We start from the raw sequence: 17,121 nt of genomic DNA, 5'->3' as shown, positions 1-17,121 counted from the left end.
GAAGGAGCATTGAAATGATTAGAGAAACAAGTGCCGCCTCCAAAATATTCGATCTCATCCTTATTATCTTATTAGTTGTCATTTCACTTCTTTGTATCCTTCCTATCTGGTACACATTGATGGTTTCCCTGAGTGAAAAATCTGCAGCTTCAGCTGGCATCGTCAGTGTATGGCCGATAGGATTCAATCTGAATTCATATCAGCAGATTATGAAGGATGCTGTTTTCTTTAACTCATTCTGGGTATCCATTCAACGTGTTGTATTGGGGGCTTCCGTCAGTTTTATCGTTACGGTATTAATGGCGTACCCGTTATCCAAAAGCATCAAAGACTTTCGTTTGAGAAACGTCCTTATGTGGACACTGGTGTTTATGATGATGTTTAGCGGTGGACTTATCCCGCTCTATCAAACGGTGAAGGCATATGGACTAATCGACAGCGTTTGGGTATTGGTGCTGTCAGGCGGATTACCCATGTTTAATGTCATTTTGGTCATTAATTTCTTTCGAAATTTACCTAAAGAGCTGGAAGAATCCGCTTTTGTAGATGGGGCAGGGCCTTGGATCACCCTTATACGGCTGATTATCCCGTTATCTGTACCCGTCTTAGCCACAATTACACTATTCAGTGTTGTCGGTCATTGGAATGAGTTTTTCAGCGGTTTGGTTTTTATGACGAAACCCGAGAATTATCCATTGCAAACTTATATTCAGCAGATGGTCGTGCAGTTGGATTTGACTGCGATCAACAATGATCCTGAATCATTGAAGCGCTTAAACGAACTCTCCAACCAAACCTTAAATGCTGCAAAGATCTTTATAGCCATGATTCCGATTCTAATGGTATATCCATTCCTCCAACGATTTTTTATCCATGGGATTACACTCGGATCGGTCAAGGAATAGTATTGAAACTTCATATGTAATTTAAAAGGAGAGAAATTTGTATGGAAAAGAAAATTAACGTAACGATCTGGAATGAGTATCGGCATGAGCAGAACAACGAGATCGTGAAGGCGGTATACCCAAACGGCATACATGAAGCCATTCGAGAAGGACTAGAGCCGGAGTTCTCCGTAAAAACCGCCGTTCTCGACAGTCCGGATCATGGGTTGACCGAAGATGTATTGAACAATACGGACGTACTGCTCTGGTGGGGCCATATGGCTCACGGCGAAGTGTCGGACGAGATTGTGGAGCGCGTGCAGAAACGCGTATGGCAGGGGATGGGGCTAATTGTTCTGCATTCCGGGCACTTCTCGAAAATATTCAAAACGCTGATGGGCACCTCATGCGATTTGAAATGGCGCGAAGCGAACGATAAAGAACGCCTGTGGGTCGTCAAACCGTCTCACCCGATTGCTGAAGGACTCGGCGATTATTTCGAACTGCCACAGGAGGAAATGTACGGAGAGCACTTCGACATCCCGGAGCCAGATGAGCTCGTACTCGTCAGTTGGTTCACCGGCGGCGAAGTGTTCCGCAGCGGATGCTGCTATTCCCGTGGCAATGGAAAGATATTTTATTTCCGCCCCGGCCATGAGACGTACCCGACTTATTACGACGCTAATGTAAGGCGCGTGATCTCGAATGCTGTGAGATGGGCTCGTCCAATCGAACGTGCATATCCAGTCTACGGCAATGCTAAGCCGTTAGAATAGCGGTAGGGGTGCTCAGATACTTCGTTAATAAAGAGTGATCTTATATATCATTTTTTATCCGAGGCTGAGAATATAGATCGATTTCAAAAACAGATTAAATCGGTTACAATCAATATTTATACACTATCCTAATCGGATTACTTAGAATTATAGGAAACGTATGGAGTATCCAAACACGAGATTGTGAGTGTTGCTTGGATATAAGGATGAAAAAGAAGGGCGGGGTAGAAACTCATTCTTGTTAGCGTGAGTTAACAATATGGGCGGCCTTGGTGATATTAATTCTGTGAATAAACCCGTTGAAGCTTGTGTGGCGTGATCTTCGGACAGGGGTTCAAATCCCCTCGCCTCCACCAAATGTAGAACCCCATCCGCGTGAGGATGGGGTTTTTGCTTTACTGGAGACGGGCTGAAGTTCGAAAAGGATATCGTTTGAACTTCAGAGATCGGGTTTAGTTATACTTTGATGCAGTGCTTTTCAATGAGTGCTGAAAGTTCTTGAAGAGAATATTTATGATTTACCATATCAACCGTCATGTCTTCAGCGTTTTTCTGGTTCATTACAAATCGATATCCATTCAACTGCAGGAAGATAACAAGAGATGCAAAGGCCGTTCTTTTATTGGCATTTTGAAATGGATGATTCATGCCTAATGATTCAAAAAAAGCAGTAGCTTTATCAAATAATGAAGGATAGGCATCATCACCAAAGGCGGATGAACGTGGCCGTAGAATAGCTGATTCCAATAAGCCGCTATCTTTGACTCCAACGTGTTCACCAGGACTATATTTCTGAATCATAGCTACATTAATCGCAATGACTTCTTGAACAGATAAATAACGGATTTCCATCCTAGCGATCCTTCAACCCTTTTAATGTATCGTCATATTGTTCCATGACTTGTGAGAGGGTTTCTAAAAAGTCGGGACCAATTCCAGTTGGTAACTCAACCTTATTTGCTTTGCGAATGATGATTTCTCCATCTGTTTCTTTTACATCAATATGCACAGTGTCACCAAGCACAAGACCGATTTGTTTCAAGGCTTCTGTCATAGTAATACCAAGGCTATTTCCGAACTTTGTAACTTTGCGTTCCATCTCCATCACCTTACCCATATCATTCACTCCTAATCATACTATTCAACTGTTATAACAATTATACACAACGTTTGAATATAAATAAAGGTTGCTTACAGTAGCAGAGGGTGTATACTCGGGTGACATCAATACCGTGACTACACTCGTAGAAGCCTGTGCGGCGTGATCTTCGGACAGGGGTTCAAATCCCCTCACCTCCATTCAAAAAAAGCCTGATCCTAAGCGGATTGGGCTTTTTTCCTGTCTGAAACAGTAGACATCTTAATATAAGCCAACTGTTATGAAGTATATCAGTAGACAAAATGTCTACTAAACAGACAGTTACTTAATCATCAAATCATTTGCAAAGTGAAGTGTTACTGACGTATGTGAACGGCAGTGGTAAAATCCCCATAAACAGCAATTGAAAATTCCCCACTTGAGACCGACATACTCTCTGAGGGGAGAGTAAATATGATCAAGAATGGGGAGCACTTCATGATTAAAGACATGCATCAAAAAGGGAGCCTTTCAACCTGACACGCTTTGAGTCGGTCTATCGCCATGAGCGTAAGGTGTCATCGGATTGTGTGGTTTCCTACAACGCTCATCGTTATTCGGTTCCCCATCGCTACGTGGGGCACACCGTGGAAGTGGAAGACCAGAACAACGGTCTCATCCGGATCTATGCAGGAGAGGACATCCTTGCAGAGCACGTCAAAGCGCTCGGCCGCCATCAGGTCATTGCAGACAAAACGCACTTCGAAGGGATCAGAACCGCAGGTAGTACCAAGGCCGCTACGCCCATGCCACTACTGGTTCCTAAAACGATCCCTGAAGTCGTCGCCCGCGACTTGTCTGTATACGACGCCTTCTCCGAAGAGACGGTGACGTCATGATGACACAAGAGAGATTGCAAGAAGCCTTCCAATATTTTGGCTGGGTACGCATGCCAGACATTCTGCACCAGCACGCAGAAGAAGCCGCTGAACAAAATATAGCGTATACCGCCTTTTTAGACAAGTTGCTACAGGAGGAAATGGCGGAGAAACGAAGTCGCTTCGTTCAGATGAGAACAAGAATGGCGCATCTTCCCTTTCAAAAATCGTTAGAAACGTTCGACTTTAATTTTCAACCCTCCATTGATGAGAAGCGTCTGGCTACTTTACGTTTTGTGGAACATCAGGAGAATCTCATATTTCTAGGACCACCGGGTGTTGGGAAGTCGCATTTGGCCGTCGCACTAGCCTACGAAGCGCTGCGGAAGCGATATACTGTGTACTTTGTGACCGCGCATGATCTGGTTCAAAGCCTGCAGCTCGCACATCAAAATCATACGATTAAGCAGCGAATGCGCACCTATACGAAACCGGATCTGCTCGTTATTGATGAAATTGGCTATCGCAAGATGGATGATACTGCTGCGCACTTCTTCTTTCGAATTATCTCTGAGCGTTATGAGAAGGGATCAATCATCTTAACGAGCAATAAATCGTTTGGGAGTTGGGGAGAGATTTTCGGAGATTCCGTGCTAGCCACCGCGATACTGGATCGCTTGTTGCATATGTAAATCTCGCCATAGCCAGATGGACGAAATCCTAATATAAGTCGATGAAAGGGAGCACACTTAGAGCAATGAGATTTCTGAAACGCATTGCTCAGAGCAACCCAAATCTCTTCTACCATTGGCAGATAGGGCTACTGCCCGCGATTGGATAACAAGAGCCGAATGAAGGGAGACCTTCACGTTCGGTTCTGTGAGAGACTGGGGGCGAAATTCCCCCGGTCTACTCGACCCGAAAATCCCGGAATTTGATTGCTTATTAAAACAAAAAAACTTGAGAACGCTTTCGTATTTGTGTTACAATCTGATTACAGAAATTTAGTTAATAAATTAACTAAATATTGAGGTGAAAATTCGTGGCAACTATTAAAGATATAGCTGAACGTGCTAAGGTATCAACTGCAACGGTTTCTCGTGTCATTAATAATGATCCCACGCTAGCCGTGAGTGATGAGACACGTAATCGAATTTTTACAATCGCAAGAGAAATGCAATATAAGCCGTCTAGATTGAGACGCATGAAAATCGAAAATGAGATGCTTAGCAAGAAAGTCGGATTTCTGACTATATCCTCAGAAGAAGATGAAAAAGGCGATCCGACGATGGGACTGATTAGAACTTGGGTTGAATCACATTGTGAACAGCTGGGTATTAAAGTCGGCAAGGTCATTCGCAATAATTCCGTTGACCAACATGCGTTGAGAAATTTGGATGGACTTATTGTTCTAGGAACCATTTCGATGGAAGACATCGAAGCTAGCGTTTCTGAGCATACCAAAATCGTGTTTATTAACAACACGATAGAAAACAATAAATATGATTTAGTGAGCATAGGTTTTAAACAGACAGTTGAGACTATATTGGATCACCTTACTTCATCGGGTCACTCTTCCATTGGATTTATTGGAGGCCCACATTCCCTCGAAAGACTTAATCGATCTGAACCAGCGGAAATGCTTAGTGATCCGCTAACTGTTTATTTCAATGAAATGATGACAGAGCTAAAGATGTTAAGACCTGAGTTTGTTAAAAAAGCCAACTGGGATCCTGCTACAGGCTATACAGCAATGAAAGAGATATTAGCGGGCCAGATTCGACCGACCGCATGTTTTATAGCAAGTGATCCAATGGCTATTGGCGCTTTGAAAGCACTTCAAGAAGCAGGCGTTCGAGTGCCGGAAGAAATGGCTCTTGTTGGTTTTGATAACATTGAGATCACTGCTTTTATGAATCCTCCATTATCAACGGTGAATATTTTCCCGGAGCAAATTGGGAAAACAGCCGCTCAGCTTCTTTTTGAAAGATTGAACGGCCGGGAAGCAAGAATTCATTCGAATATTGGAACTCAATTAGTGATAAGAGAAAGCAGTAGAGGGGATAAGAAGATTTAACACTTGTTTATTCTTGTAAGGAGGTGATTGGTGGGGAACTGTGAAAACGAAAAATACCTAGCCACGGCAATGACTAGGCGCTTTTGGTAAAAAGCCACTTTTATTGTATCAAAAAAAACAGCTATTATCCAACACCAACATTATTTTGGGGGGACCATTCGATGAAAAAAGCATTATCTCTTACACTTACATTAGCGTTAACAATATCTATTATAACGGCATGTGGCAGCAAAGACGAAGGTTCTAGTAACAACGAAAAAGTAAAAATTGAGTTTTTTCAATATAAACCAGAAGCGGTTGCAACTTATGATGCATTAATTGGGAAATTTGAAGCGGCTAATCCTGGTATCGACGTTGTTCAAACAAACGTTCCTGAATCAGCAACTGTTCTTAAAACACGTGTAGCGAAAGGTGATGTGCCTGATATCATTTCTACAGGCGGCGACGCACAATTTGCTGATTTAGCTACAAATGATATTCTTGCAGATTTGACTGATTATGCTGCGCAATCTTCAGTAATTGAAGGCTATAAAACAACGTTGAAATTGATTACAGGTTCTGAAGAACTTTACGGTGTTCCTTTCGCTGCGAATGCGAACGGCATCATTTACAACAAAGGTGAATTTGAAGCGCTTGGTTTGTCTGTTCCAACTACAAAAGATGAAATGGACAACGTTTTAGCTGTAATAAAAGCCGCAGGTAAAGTGCCATTCCATTTAACTTTTAAAGATGCCTGGACAGCGCTTCCCGCATGGAATGTTTTTGCCGCTTCTTTGCAGCCAGCTAACTTCTACGCGGATAGAGCAGCAAAATCTACAACTTTCGCTGCAGCTCATAAAGATCTAATGACGCAATACCTTGAATTTATGCAAAATGGTCAACCCGGAGACCGTTTCACCGATGGATATGCTGAAGGTAACACAGCATTCGCTAAAGGCGCTTCTGTGATGTACTTGCAAGGCGTATGGGCAATCCCGGAAATCTTGAAAGCTAACCCAGAAATCAAGCTTGGTGTATTTCCATATCCAGTATCCAACGACAAATCCAAAAATCTTCTTGTATCGGGTGTTGATGTGTTGTTCGCAATTTCTGCCACTTCCAAATACCCAGAAGAGGCTAAAAAATTCATTGATTTTATGATTCAAACTGAAAACGCACAACAATACACAAATGAGCAAAAATCTTTCTCCGCAATTAAAGGTGTTTTTCAAAACGAAGAATCTTACAGTGACCTTAAACCTGTATTTGAAGAAGGTCGTATTGCTGACTTTCCAGATCACTACATCAACGGTATGGATCTTGGCATAATCGTTCAAGAATTGATGCAAAAGAAAGATATTGATGCAGCGTTGAAAAAAATGGATGAAGAGTACGACAAATTAGCGACTCGCTAATTTGTATCATATTAGGAATGACAAATGGATGAAAAGCATTCAATCGCTTTTCATCTCTTTGTTTAATCTGGCGAAGGAGGATGCATGGTGAGAAAAAATAGAGGGACCTATTTATTAATGGTCTTGCCTGCCACTATATTATTTTTTATATTTCATACAACACCAGCATTAATGGGTATATTCTACAGTTTTACAGATTGGAATGGTCTCCGGCCTACGTATGAGCTTGTAGGCCTCAAAAACTTTATAAACGTGTTTAAAGATAAAGATGTTTTAGATGCTTATTTGTTCACGTTTAAATTTGCAATTGTAACCACCGTTATTGTGAATATTGTAAGTTTATCAGTAGCCGTTGCATTGAATAGCAGAATCAAGTTCAAAAACTTTTTTAAGGGCCTTTACTTTATGCCGTATATTTTAAGCATGTTGATTGTTGCCTATATTTTTAACTATTTCTTTGCGCATTTTTGGATTGATATTATGGATTTCTTAGGTATTGAAAAATGGATGGTTAATCCATTGGGAAATGAAAAAGGCGCGTGGTTAGCCATTGTCTTTGTTACAGTATGGCAATCCGCGGCATTTAACACGGTGTTGTACTTAGCAGGCTTACAGACGATTTCTGAGGATATATATGAAGCTTCCGCGCTAGATGGCGCTAACAAGTGGAAAGAATTTTGGAGCATAACGTTTCCGCTCATTGCCCCATTTTTCACGATAAATATGGTTCTCTCTCTTAAAGGATTTTTACAAGTTTTCGATCAAATACTTGCACTCACAGGCGGTGGGCCTTTCGGGGTAACTCGTTCGATCGCATTGCTCATTTATAGAGATGGCTTCTCAGGTAATGAATTCGCCTTCCAATCGGCGAATGCCGTTATTTATTTTATCGTTATTGTGATGATATCTTTAATCCAGCTTAAATATCTTCAAAAGAGGGAGATGAGTCTATAATGCGATTAAATCGTATCAATTGGTTTGCGACTATTTTCCTTGCGCTAGGATCGATATTTCTTTTGTTCCCTTTGTATATGACGATCATGCTGGCAGTCAAAAATACGGAAGAAATCGCAAAAAGTGTACTCGCTTTCCCGGAGCTGTGGAGCTTGGAAAATTTCCGTATCGCTGCCGAGAAAGTGAACTATTGGCAAAAGTTTCGTAACAGTGCGTTGATAACAGTATTTACGGTCATTTTTACATTATTAACAAACTCTTTTGTTGCGTATGCGATTAAGAAAAACTTCGATCGTAAGTTTTTCAAAGGTCTATATTTCTATTTCATAAGCGCAATGTTTGTTCCGTTCCCCATTATCATGCTGCCTGTAGTTAAACTGACAGCCAAATTTAATTTGGATAATTTATATGGATTAATTGTTCTTTATATTGTGTACGGATTATCCTTTAACGTATTGCTTTATGTCGGCTACTTGCGAAGCTTACCACAAGAACTTGAAGAAGCGGCGATCGTGGATGGTGCTTCTATATGGCAAACGTTCTGGAAGGTCATATTCCCGCTGCTTGCGCCAATTAACGCTACGGTTGCCATCATTACAACGGTTTGGGCCTGGAACGACTTTTTACTGCCGCTCATTATGTTGGATCAAGAGTCGCAATCCACTTTGCCTCTCGCTCAATTTATTTTCCAATCGAAATTTGGTCAAGACACTAACTATGCTTTTGCTTCATACTTAATGGCTATGGCTCCAATGTTGATTGTATATCTCGTTGCGCAAAAATGGATTATTAGCGGCGTTACACGTGGTGCTGTGAAATAAGTATGTGAACTCTCCAGACATCCGAATCAATGTGGCACGGTGGATTGTGGATTTACTCGACCACGGTTCGCCTCCATACTGATTGTGAGAGAGTACCGTGCAGGTACTCTTTTTGCTGTCTACAGAATCTAGGGATTGGCGAATTGAGAATATAATAAATAGTTCTGGTCGCCTCATACTGAATGATACCTAACGAATAATACACTTGGCGTATCTTATATTTATGGCGGTCGTTGTAATTATGCTCCTCTAGTATTAAAAGATTACAATCAAAAGGTCAAGAAAACCTTTAATGCAACGAGTGATGAAGTGGTATATATGACTTTTTCTCCTGGGGACATTATTCTGACCGGAACACCCGAAGGGGTGGCAATGGGATTGCCGCCTGAACGTGAGCCTTATTTGAAATCAGGGGACCAAGTGATCATCGAGGTTGCGGTTATTTAATTTAACTAAATTGATTGCCGTTAGACCGAAGTCTTACTAAATTTATACTATTTTTTATTAAAGCTTATTAGATTCGTAGATGTTATACTTCCATTATAAGACTATAAAGTGGTGAGACCTATGCAAAAGTATCAACAGTTATTTTTACAAAAACTGAATACAGCCCTTATGGAATGGAATAAACGCGACCATATTACACAGCAAGAGCTCTATAGGTTCTTGCATACAATGAAGGGGACGTCCGCTTCGATTGGTCTAGATGCGTATTCTGCGTTCGCTGCAGCAAAGCTGGAGTCTCTCTCCGATGCTGACGATAGGCTGTGGGCTAAGCGAGAATGGACAGTTTTCATTGAGGAAATCATAGCTCTCATTCAGAGTGAAGCGGCTGCAGCGATTTCTCCAAATGATGATCTGCCGCCAGCTTCGATACAGCTGGTAGGGGGATCTGTAGATCATAACGGTAATGATAGAGGCGATGTAGCGATTAAACATGCTACAGCGCCGTTGTTACTATTAATTAATGATAATATTCAATCGCTGGATCAATTAAAGTCTGAGCTGGAGCATGCGGGCCTGTCTGTTATTGTAGCGGTCAATATCGAAAAGGCTGTAGAGCTCATCTATGATCAGCAACCGGATGGAGTGCTGCTTGAGCTCTCGTTATGGGTAAGCCGCAGAACTGAAACGATTAGCAATATGGTGGACCTAGCTAAGAAGCGATTAATACCAGTCATTATGTTAACCTCAGATGGCTCTAAAGAGACTCGGCTGAATGCTTATGAGATGGGAGCAGCGGATGTGCTGACCCAGCCTGTTGACATGGACGAGCTATTGATTCGGGTTAAGAATCGATTGAGCCACAAAGAAATAGCAGAGCATGCGATATTAATTGATGAGCTGACAGGCGCGTTTAATCGCAAGTTCCTTGCGATTGAGCTAGAATGTCAAATGCAGGAATGGAGACGCAGCGATCTAGCCTTCTCATTAGGCTTGCTGGATATTGATCACTTCAAAAAAATTAATGACCAGTATGGACATGACACCGGTGATCAGGTGCTTCGGGCATTTGCCCAGTTTTTGTTGAAGGAGAAGCGCGGTGCGGATTTCCTTATTCGTTATGGCGGAGAAGAATTTATTGTTCTTTTCCCTGGAACGGACAAGGCGACGGCGAAAATCATACTGGAGCGGATGCTGAGCAAATTCACGGGTGTGCAATTCGAACATGCTTTAGGATCGTTTCATGTGACCTTCTCAGCCGGAGTGGACGAGCCTATATTAGAAGAGGATACAGCTGATGCGCTGGTCAAACGTGCGGATCTTGCCTTGTATCAGGCCAAACAGCTTGGCAGAAATCGAATTGAAGGTTTCCAGACGGCCATGCAGCAAGAGGCTAGCCTAGTAAAAGCTTTAAATATTGCTGTGGTTGATGATGATCAAGTCATCCACCACATGCTGGATGATCATTTGTCTAAATTGCAGCTGCCTCAGGTTGAAACGGTGATACAAGGCTTTCGTGAGGGGGAATCCTTTCTGCAATCGGATTTTTTCATGCAGCTGGGCAAATGTATTGTGGTGCTGGACGGGATGATGCCGCGAATGGATGGACTTGAGGTGTTGTATCATATCAGGCAGCAAAGATCCTCCAAGGATTGCGTTGTGATTATGCTCACAGGACGTAAGAGTGACAAGGATATCGCGAGGGCGCTGGATTTAGGCGCAGATGATTATATGACAAAGCCGTTTAGTTTAGTTGAACTAGAGGCAAGAATAAAGCGTTGGGCGATAAGGATGTTATGAGATGTTCGAATTGACTTTATCTGCTTTATTGCTATGGAATGCGGCCATATTGATTGTGCTCCTGCTCTTTTTCGCGGGTCTTGTTCTTAACAAGCAGAAGGTATTAAGAAGAGCCATAAGGGAAGGGCTGCAAAAGGAGCGACTAAGGCCTCTTGTATCTCGTTACATTCAAACAGGTATTCTGCCTGAAAGCAGGCATCTGAACATGACAAGAGCTTTTCTGAAGGGCTTGGATCAACTGCTTGAAGAGTATGCAAGGGTTATGAAGCAAGCTGAGATCAAAGAACGGATTAACACATTGGCCAACATTTACTTGAAGGGTTACTTACGTGATATGCTGAAGCATCGGCAATGGGCCATTCGGATGAATACCTTATACAAAATTGAGGATTATCGTCTTGACCAGTTGGAGACGGAAGTGTGGTCGCTTTATGTAAGAAAGCCAAAGGATCAAGAGGAACTCTATCAAGCCATGAGAGCTTTGGCAGCAGTGCAGTCCACTCGTTTGGAAACAGAATTGTTCACCGATTCAGGTAGGTATGCCCTTTATCCTCGCTTTTTGCTAAAGGATCTGTTTCGACGGTTTGACGATGCTGTATTTTATAAGGCAGTAAACCAATACAGTACACTTCATTCGGAGCTGCAGCTGGCGCTGCTGGATTTGATAGGAGAGCGGAAAGACCTTCAATGTATACAATTGCTGGAAGAGCAATTGCAGCATGAAGACCTCGAGCATCGTTTAAGTGCGCTAAAAGCGTTGCATGCCATTGGATACACCACTGATCCTGAATGCATCCTGAGCTTTGGAGATTCGGCGGTATGGCAGGAGCGCATGATGTTTGCACACATGAGCGGCAAGCTGCTAAAGGAACGGTATAAACCAGTACTCATGAAGTTAATCGGAGATAAAGAGTGGTTCGTCAGAAACGCAGCAGGTGAGTCGATCGCATGCTATCCTGATGGTCAAATGTTGTTATATTATATTATAGAGCAGCATACAGATCCGTTCGCCAAGGATACAGCGCAGCAATGGATCCTCAGAGAAGGGAGAGGAACTTATGCTTTATAAGCTGTTTCAGCAGTTAGTAGATGTAGCACTGTATATCTTTCTGACCTACTCTTTCATTATTATTTTATTTTATTTTACAATATTTATTGTATCTGCCCTATATTTAAAACGCAGAATTTCATTAAACGACGCTGTCATATATGAAGATGTGCTTACATCTGTGAATACCCGGCCTTTATCGATTATTGTGCCAGCCTATAACGAAGAGGTTGGTGTTGTGAATAGTGTGAAATCGCTGCTAAGCCTGAATTATCCGCAATTTGAAATTATTGTGGTGAATGACGGGTCTAAAGACCAAACCCTAGACATGATCATTCAGCAATTTCAGATGGAACCCGTGCCACTTTTTATTCGAAAACGGCTGGATACACAGCAGATTCAGGCTATTTATAAGTCGAGGATATATGATCATTTATTTCTGATTGACAAGCTCAATGGCGGCAAGGCGGATGCTTTGAATGCAGGAATAAATATGTCCCAGTATCCTTATTTTTGCTCTATTGACGGGGACTCTATATTAGAGAGAGACTCACTGCTGAAGGTCATGAAGCCGATAATTGATTCCAATGATGAGGTGGTGGTCACTGGAGGCAGTGTTAGGATCGCTAATGATTGCACGATCGAACGCGGAGAGGTTATGCAGATCACGTTAAGCAAGCGTCCGCTTGTCATTATGCAGATCATTGAATATTTAAGGGCGTTTCTGATTGGCCGAATTGGTATGAGCCGATTTAATTTGCTGCTAATCGTGTCAGGGGCCTTCGGTGTCTTTAACAAGGAATATGTGATAAAGGCTGGCGGCTACAGAGTGAATACGGTAGGAGAGGACATGGAGTTGGTTGTCCGGCTGCACCGTTATTTGAAAGAGCATAAGGAAGATAAACGAATTGAGTATATACCTGATTCCGTATGCTGGACTGAAGCACCAGAATCGTTGAAGGTACTGCGCAGACAGCGCAGCAGGTGGCACAGGGGGCTGTTTGAATCCTTGTCCCTGCACAAACGAATGCTGTTGAATCCTAAATACGGTTCAATTGGTATAGTCTCTATGCCGTATTTTTTCTTTGTGGAGCTGCTGGCTCCTGTCATTGAACTGCTTGGTTATTTTGTCGTGGTGTTTGGAACCTTGTTTGACATGATTCATATTACCGTTACACTGCTGTTGTTTACATTGATGCTGTTCATAGGCTCTTTCTTATCCATGAGCGCTGTGCTGCTTGAAGAGTGGAGTTTGCGAAGGTATCCTAAAGTGCGAGATATGTTCTATTTATTTATATATGCATTATCCGAATCATTCTGGTATAGGCCAATGACGGTATTCTGGAGAATAGAAGGCTTAGTTCAAGTAGCTAGGAAGCAAACCGCATGGGGAGAGATGACGCGTAAGGGTATTTCATCATAACCACTACTGGAAAAATAGCATATCGAAAAAGGAGCGGGTTGCCAGATGAAACGTATTTTAGTAGCCGATGATGAAGATATTTTAAGGCTGCTGATTGTTGATACACTGGAGGATATGGGATACGAGATCCATGAAGCCGCAGACGGGAAAGAAGCTTACAGCGTATTTGAAACAGGGAACTTTGATTTGCTGATAGCCGATTATATGATGCCAGAGATGACGGGCATTGAACTGATTAAAGAGGTAAGAGAACATCCTCTCAAAGGTACTGTCAAAATTATTATGCTCACGGCCAAAAGCCAGCAGGAGGATGAGGCTGCTGCAATGGCGGCAGGCGCGGACTATTTTATAATGAAGCCCTTCAGTCCTCTGAAGCTGGCTGAGATTGTGGAGGAGATACTGAATGATTAAAGGATTTCGCAGCAGTATTCTCTCGCAGTTTAAATTGAATGTGATTGTGTTTGGAGTACTGCTGGCCATCGGTGCCGGTATCATCTCAATGATTGAAAGAGATATGAAAAATGCATACGCTGAGCAGCGGGACGAGTTGACTTACAAGCGAGCCATCATTACACAGGTGCAGGAGCACTTCAAAAGCTTTATTTTACGCTCAAGAGGTTATTTTGCATTTTCCAATCCCAATGAATTAAGGCTAACACATTTAGAAGCGGAGCAGTTAAAGGATTCGCTCAAGGCTTATAGTGAGTTGAATTTAAATCCAGAAGAGCTGTTGGTACGTAAGGAGTTTATTGTGTTTGTTGATGATTATATATACAGAGTGCTGCCGACAGCAATAGAGTACACTCAGAACGGTGATCAAGAATCGCTGCAGCAGCTATTTCTGAGCGGCACAACGCAAACTGCAAATCGATATATCCAGTATTTCTATCAAACTGTGGAGTCCAGCAATCAGCAAATTTCTGCATTGCAGGCAAGGTTTCTAAGACAAACCGACTTGAGCAACAATATCATGCTGGGATATATCGTGATTATATTAATTTTGTTCGTGGTGATGTCCCGAGGAATTCTTAAGAAGGTCATTTATCCTCTACAGCAGTTAGCTCAAGCTTCTGACAGCTTGTCTCAGGGACATTATGATTTGAAGTTTGATGTAAAACGTGAGGATGAGATTGGAATTTTATCAAAGGCATTCGCTTCGATGGCCGAGAGTATTCAAGCGAAGGAAGAGGAACTGTCTGCTCATAATGAAGAGTTGACGATTCAGCAGGAAGAGCTGATGTCGCAGAAGGAAACCCTGAATAAATTGCTAAAGGAAGCAGAGGAGAACCAGCTCACTTTGGATTCACTGAATCATTTGAATCATGCGTTGTCGATTACGCTGAACAAGCAAGAGTTACTCCAAGAGATCGTTAGTCATATTACGAGCGTTTACCATTTTGACAAAGTACTGTTGATGATGCTGAAGCCCAAAGGGGATTACGCTTCTGCCGGGATTTCATCAACTTTGGCTGAGCAGTATGTGCAGCATGTTGAGGACGGCCAGCTGGTCATGCTGGAGGAGACCAAGGGCCCTCATGTGCTGAAACGTCATGCTACTCCTTCCGAACAAGGAATCGCGGAGGAGGCGCTGCCTGTTTACGACATTTATTTGCCTATCTTCTCCTCAGAAGAAGAGCTTATTGCCATGCTGGTTGCTACTAGAATTGGGCGTGAGATCGAGGCGGATGAAATTAGCAGCATGATGGGGATTATGAATCGGATATCGCTTGCGATTGAGAGAATAAAGCTTTATGAAGAAACAGAATACAGCCGTCAATTGAACAGAGATATAATAGATAACGTGAACGAAGGCATTCAACTGGTAGGGCTAAACGGTGAATTGCTGCAGTTTAATGGTAATTTTTGTGCAATACTCGACTGCGAACAAGAGAATATGCCGTTTCATCTTTCATTTGAGGAATGGACGGGTTACTTAAAAGAGAAGTGCTTACATCATGAGGAGCTTGATACTTTCTTGCGGGAATCTATTTTTCTCACAAATCAAGAATCCGCAGCTGTGCACCAATATGAAATTAAGCAGCCAGCACACCGAATGATTGAGGTATATGCCCAAAGCTTAATGGGAGACGGAAGAAAGATCGGCACCATTCTAGTGCATCGGGATATCACTGAAGAGTACAAGGTCGATCAGATGAAGTCTGAACTCGTGAGTACGGTGAGCCATGAATTAAGAACACCGTTATCAAGTATTCTTGGCTTTACTGAGCTTATTCTGAATAAAGAATTAAAGCCAGAGCGGCAAAAGAAATATCTTGAAACGATTTATAAGGAAGCAGGACGCTTAACGCATTTAATTAACGATTTCCTCGATTTGCAGCGGATGGAGTCAGGCAGGCATTACTATGATAAGGAAACGGTAGAGTTAAATGGCCTTGTGAATGAAGTTGTAGAGCCGTTTAAGGTTAATCAAGTCAAGCATGACTTTAAGGTTTCGAATACAGAGGGGCCGTTGTACATTGACGCGGACAAATCGAAAATTATACAGCTGCTGACGAATTTAATCAGTAATGCAGCGAAATTTTCGCCAGAAGGTGGTCCTATAACGATTAGGGTAGAGCAGAATAGTGGAAATGCATTAGTACATGTATCAGATCAAGGACTGGGCATTCCACAGGATGAAGTGCCTAAGCTGTTTCAGCGTTTCCATCGTATTGATAATTCAGAGCGTCGTAAAATAGGCGGGACAGGCTTGGGGCTGGCGATTTGCAAAGAAATAGCCGCAGCGCATCAGGGTGAAATCAGTGTGGACACCGAACTGCATAAAGGGAGTACGTTTACATTCCAAATACCTTCTCTACATGAGTTGACTGCTGAGTCTGCAACTGCTATCGATAGGGAAAAGGATGATGGAAAAGAGACGCAGCCGGAGGGGGGACACTTTGCCTCGGTCGTACTTCTAGAAGATGACGAGAATTTGGCCTTATTGATAAAGGATAATTTGCGTGAAAGCGGCTTTAAGGTCTATCACTCTACTCATGCTGATTCAGCGATTCAATATATTCAACAGCTTCAACCAGAGTTTGTAGTGATCGATTTAATGATTGACGAATCACCGGAGGGCTGGAGTGTCATTGAAAGCATGAAGGCGCATGAATCGACACGTCATATTCCCATTATTATTTCCTCCGCCTTAGATGAGAAGGAGAAGGGAAAGCTGCTGGGTGCGAATCATTATTTAACCAAACCTTATGCAACCAACGCTTTGAACAGTGTCATCATGCAGGTTTTACTTGATAATAGTAAAAAAGGTGAAATATTATTTCCTGAATCGACTGAAGATTGAATTTAAAATTTGAACTGCACCCCAATTGTTAGACACCATCTAACGATTGGAGGTGCAGTTTTTTTGACTAAATTCAATTTAGAACTAAAAAAAGAAGCGATCAATCAATATCTGTCGGGAACTGCTGGGGCAAAGAGCATTGCGAAGTCCTTAGGCGTCAATCATGAAGTCCTGCGTATGTGGATCAAGCAATACGAATATCATGGCCTGAAAGCCTTTGAAAAAAGCTATACAGCCTAC

17 protein-coding genes and 1 tRNA gene are annotated in these 17,121 nt (G+C 42.4%); 16 read left to right on the top strand and 2 right to left on the bottom strand.

Going from position 1 to position 17,121, the window contains the following annotated elements; all coding sequences use genetic code 11:
- Positions 1-14 precede the first annotated feature (14 nt).
- Complete coding sequence (locus ACO9K6_RS15825; protein WP_424768525.1) at positions 15-905, top strand: carbohydrate ABC transporter permease; 891 nt, start codon at positions 15-17, stop codon at positions 903-905.
- A gap of 41 nt (positions 906-946) precedes the next feature.
- Positions 947-1,660 (top strand): ThuA domain-containing protein, encoded by a 714-nt coding sequence (locus tag ACO9K6_RS15820; RefSeq protein ID WP_424768524.1) that lies wholly within the window; start codon positions 947-949, stop codon positions 1,658-1,660.
- Positions 1,661-2,116: 456 nt separating this feature from the next.
- Here the strand turns inward: ACO9K6_RS15820 and ACO9K6_RS15815 are convergent, their stop codons facing one another.
- Both ACO9K6_RS15815 and ACO9K6_RS15810 read right to left on the bottom strand, forming a co-directional pair.
- Positions 2,117-2,512: a type II toxin-antitoxin system death-on-curing family toxin gene (locus ACO9K6_RS15815; protein WP_424768523.1), complete on the bottom strand. Its 396-nt coding sequence runs from the start codon at positions 2,510-2,512 to the stop codon at positions 2,117-2,119.
- A gap of 1 nt (position 2,513) precedes the next feature.
- Positions 2,514-2,777, bottom strand: coding sequence for an AbrB/MazE/SpoVT family DNA-binding domain-containing protein (locus ACO9K6_RS15810; protein WP_424768522.1), 264 nt, complete (start codon positions 2,775-2,777; stop codon positions 2,514-2,516).
- Between the two features lie 85 nt (positions 2,778-2,862).
- Here ACO9K6_RS15810 and ACO9K6_RS15805 point away from each other — a divergent pair.
- The 14 genes from ACO9K6_RS15805 to ACO9K6_RS15740 all read left to right on the top strand — a co-directional run.
- Positions 2,863-2,959: transfer RNA gene (locus ACO9K6_RS15805), tRNA-Leu, on the top strand.
- Positions 2,960-3,274: 315 nt separating this feature from the next.
- Entirely contained in the window at positions 3,275-3,637 is a 363-nt protein-coding gene (locus ACO9K6_RS15800) for a Mu transposase domain-containing protein (protein WP_424768586.1), read from the top strand.
- The gene (istB, locus tag ACO9K6_RS15795; RefSeq protein ID WP_424768521.1) at positions 3,634-4,308 is read left to right on the top strand and encodes an IS21-like element helper ATPase IstB; all 675 of its coding nucleotides are present in this window, start codon (positions 3,634-3,636) and stop codon (positions 4,306-4,308) included. Before ACO9K6_RS15800 ends, istB begins: the two co-directional genes overlap by 4 nt.
- Positions 4,309-4,658: 350 nt before the next feature.
- Positions 4,659-5,693, top strand: a complete 1,035-nt coding sequence (locus tag ACO9K6_RS15790) for a LacI family DNA-binding transcriptional regulator (protein WP_424768520.1) — start codon at positions 4,659-4,661, stop codon at positions 5,691-5,693.
- Positions 5,694-5,854: 161 nt separating this feature from the next.
- Positions 5,855-7,087 (top strand): ABC transporter substrate-binding protein, encoded by a 1,233-nt coding sequence (locus ACO9K6_RS15785; protein WP_424768519.1) that lies wholly within the window; start codon positions 5,855-5,857, stop codon positions 7,085-7,087.
- An 87-nt stretch (positions 7,088-7,174) separates the two neighbouring features.
- A complete protein-coding gene (locus ACO9K6_RS15780; protein ID WP_424768518.1) occupies positions 7,175-8,041 on the top strand; it encodes a carbohydrate ABC transporter permease in 867 nt (288 codons plus the stop codon).
- Positions 8,041-8,862 (top strand): carbohydrate ABC transporter permease, encoded by an 822-nt coding sequence (locus tag ACO9K6_RS15775; protein ID WP_424768517.1) that lies wholly within the window; start codon positions 8,041-8,043, stop codon positions 8,860-8,862. The genes ACO9K6_RS15780 and ACO9K6_RS15775 overlap by 1 nt, the downstream gene beginning before the upstream one ends.
- A 318-nt stretch (positions 8,863-9,180) precedes the next feature.
- Positions 9,181-9,309, top strand: a complete 129-nt coding sequence (locus ACO9K6_RS15770; protein WP_424768516.1) for a fumarylacetoacetate hydrolase family protein — start codon at positions 9,181-9,183, stop codon at positions 9,307-9,309.
- A gap of 120 nt (positions 9,310-9,429) precedes the next feature.
- Positions 9,430-11,106 carry a diguanylate cyclase gene (locus ACO9K6_RS15765; RefSeq protein ID WP_424768515.1) on the top strand — a complete coding sequence of 559 codons (1,677 nt, stop codon included), beginning with the start codon at positions 9,430-9,432 and terminating at the stop codon, positions 11,104-11,106.
- 1 nt (position 11,107) lies between these two features.
- On the top strand, positions 11,108-12,175 hold the full coding sequence (locus ACO9K6_RS15760; RefSeq protein ID WP_424768514.1) for a HEAT repeat domain-containing protein: 1,068 nt from the start codon (positions 11,108-11,110) through the stop codon (positions 12,173-12,175).
- Positions 12,165-13,577 carry a glycosyltransferase family 2 protein gene (locus tag ACO9K6_RS15755; protein WP_424768513.1) on the top strand — a complete coding sequence of 471 codons (1,413 nt, stop codon included), beginning with the start codon at positions 12,165-12,167 and terminating at the stop codon, positions 13,575-13,577. The genes ACO9K6_RS15760 and ACO9K6_RS15755 overlap by 11 nt, the downstream gene beginning before the upstream one ends.
- Positions 13,578-13,622: 45 nt before the next feature.
- Positions 13,623-13,988 carry a response regulator gene (locus tag ACO9K6_RS15750; protein WP_424768512.1) on the top strand — a complete coding sequence of 122 codons (366 nt, stop codon included), beginning with the start codon at positions 13,623-13,625 and terminating at the stop codon, positions 13,986-13,988.
- A complete protein-coding gene (locus ACO9K6_RS15745) occupies positions 13,981-16,881 on the top strand; it encodes an ATP-binding protein (protein ID WP_424768511.1) in 2,901 nt (966 codons plus the stop codon). The genes ACO9K6_RS15750 and ACO9K6_RS15745 overlap by 8 nt, the downstream gene beginning before the upstream one ends.
- Positions 16,882-16,890: 9 nt before the next feature.
- Positions 16,891-17,121, top strand: a 231-nt coding sequence (locus ACO9K6_RS15740) for a transposase (RefSeq protein WP_424768510.1), incomplete at its 3' end; no start/stop codon positions are given.

It is taken from the genome of Paenibacillus praedii, from assembly GCF_049725345.1.
Taxonomy (GTDB): Bacteria; Bacillota; Bacilli; order Paenibacillales; family Paenibacillaceae; genus Pristimantibacillus.
Note: the sequence above shows the minus strand (reverse complement) of the source record. Positions and strands in the feature narration are given on the sequence as shown.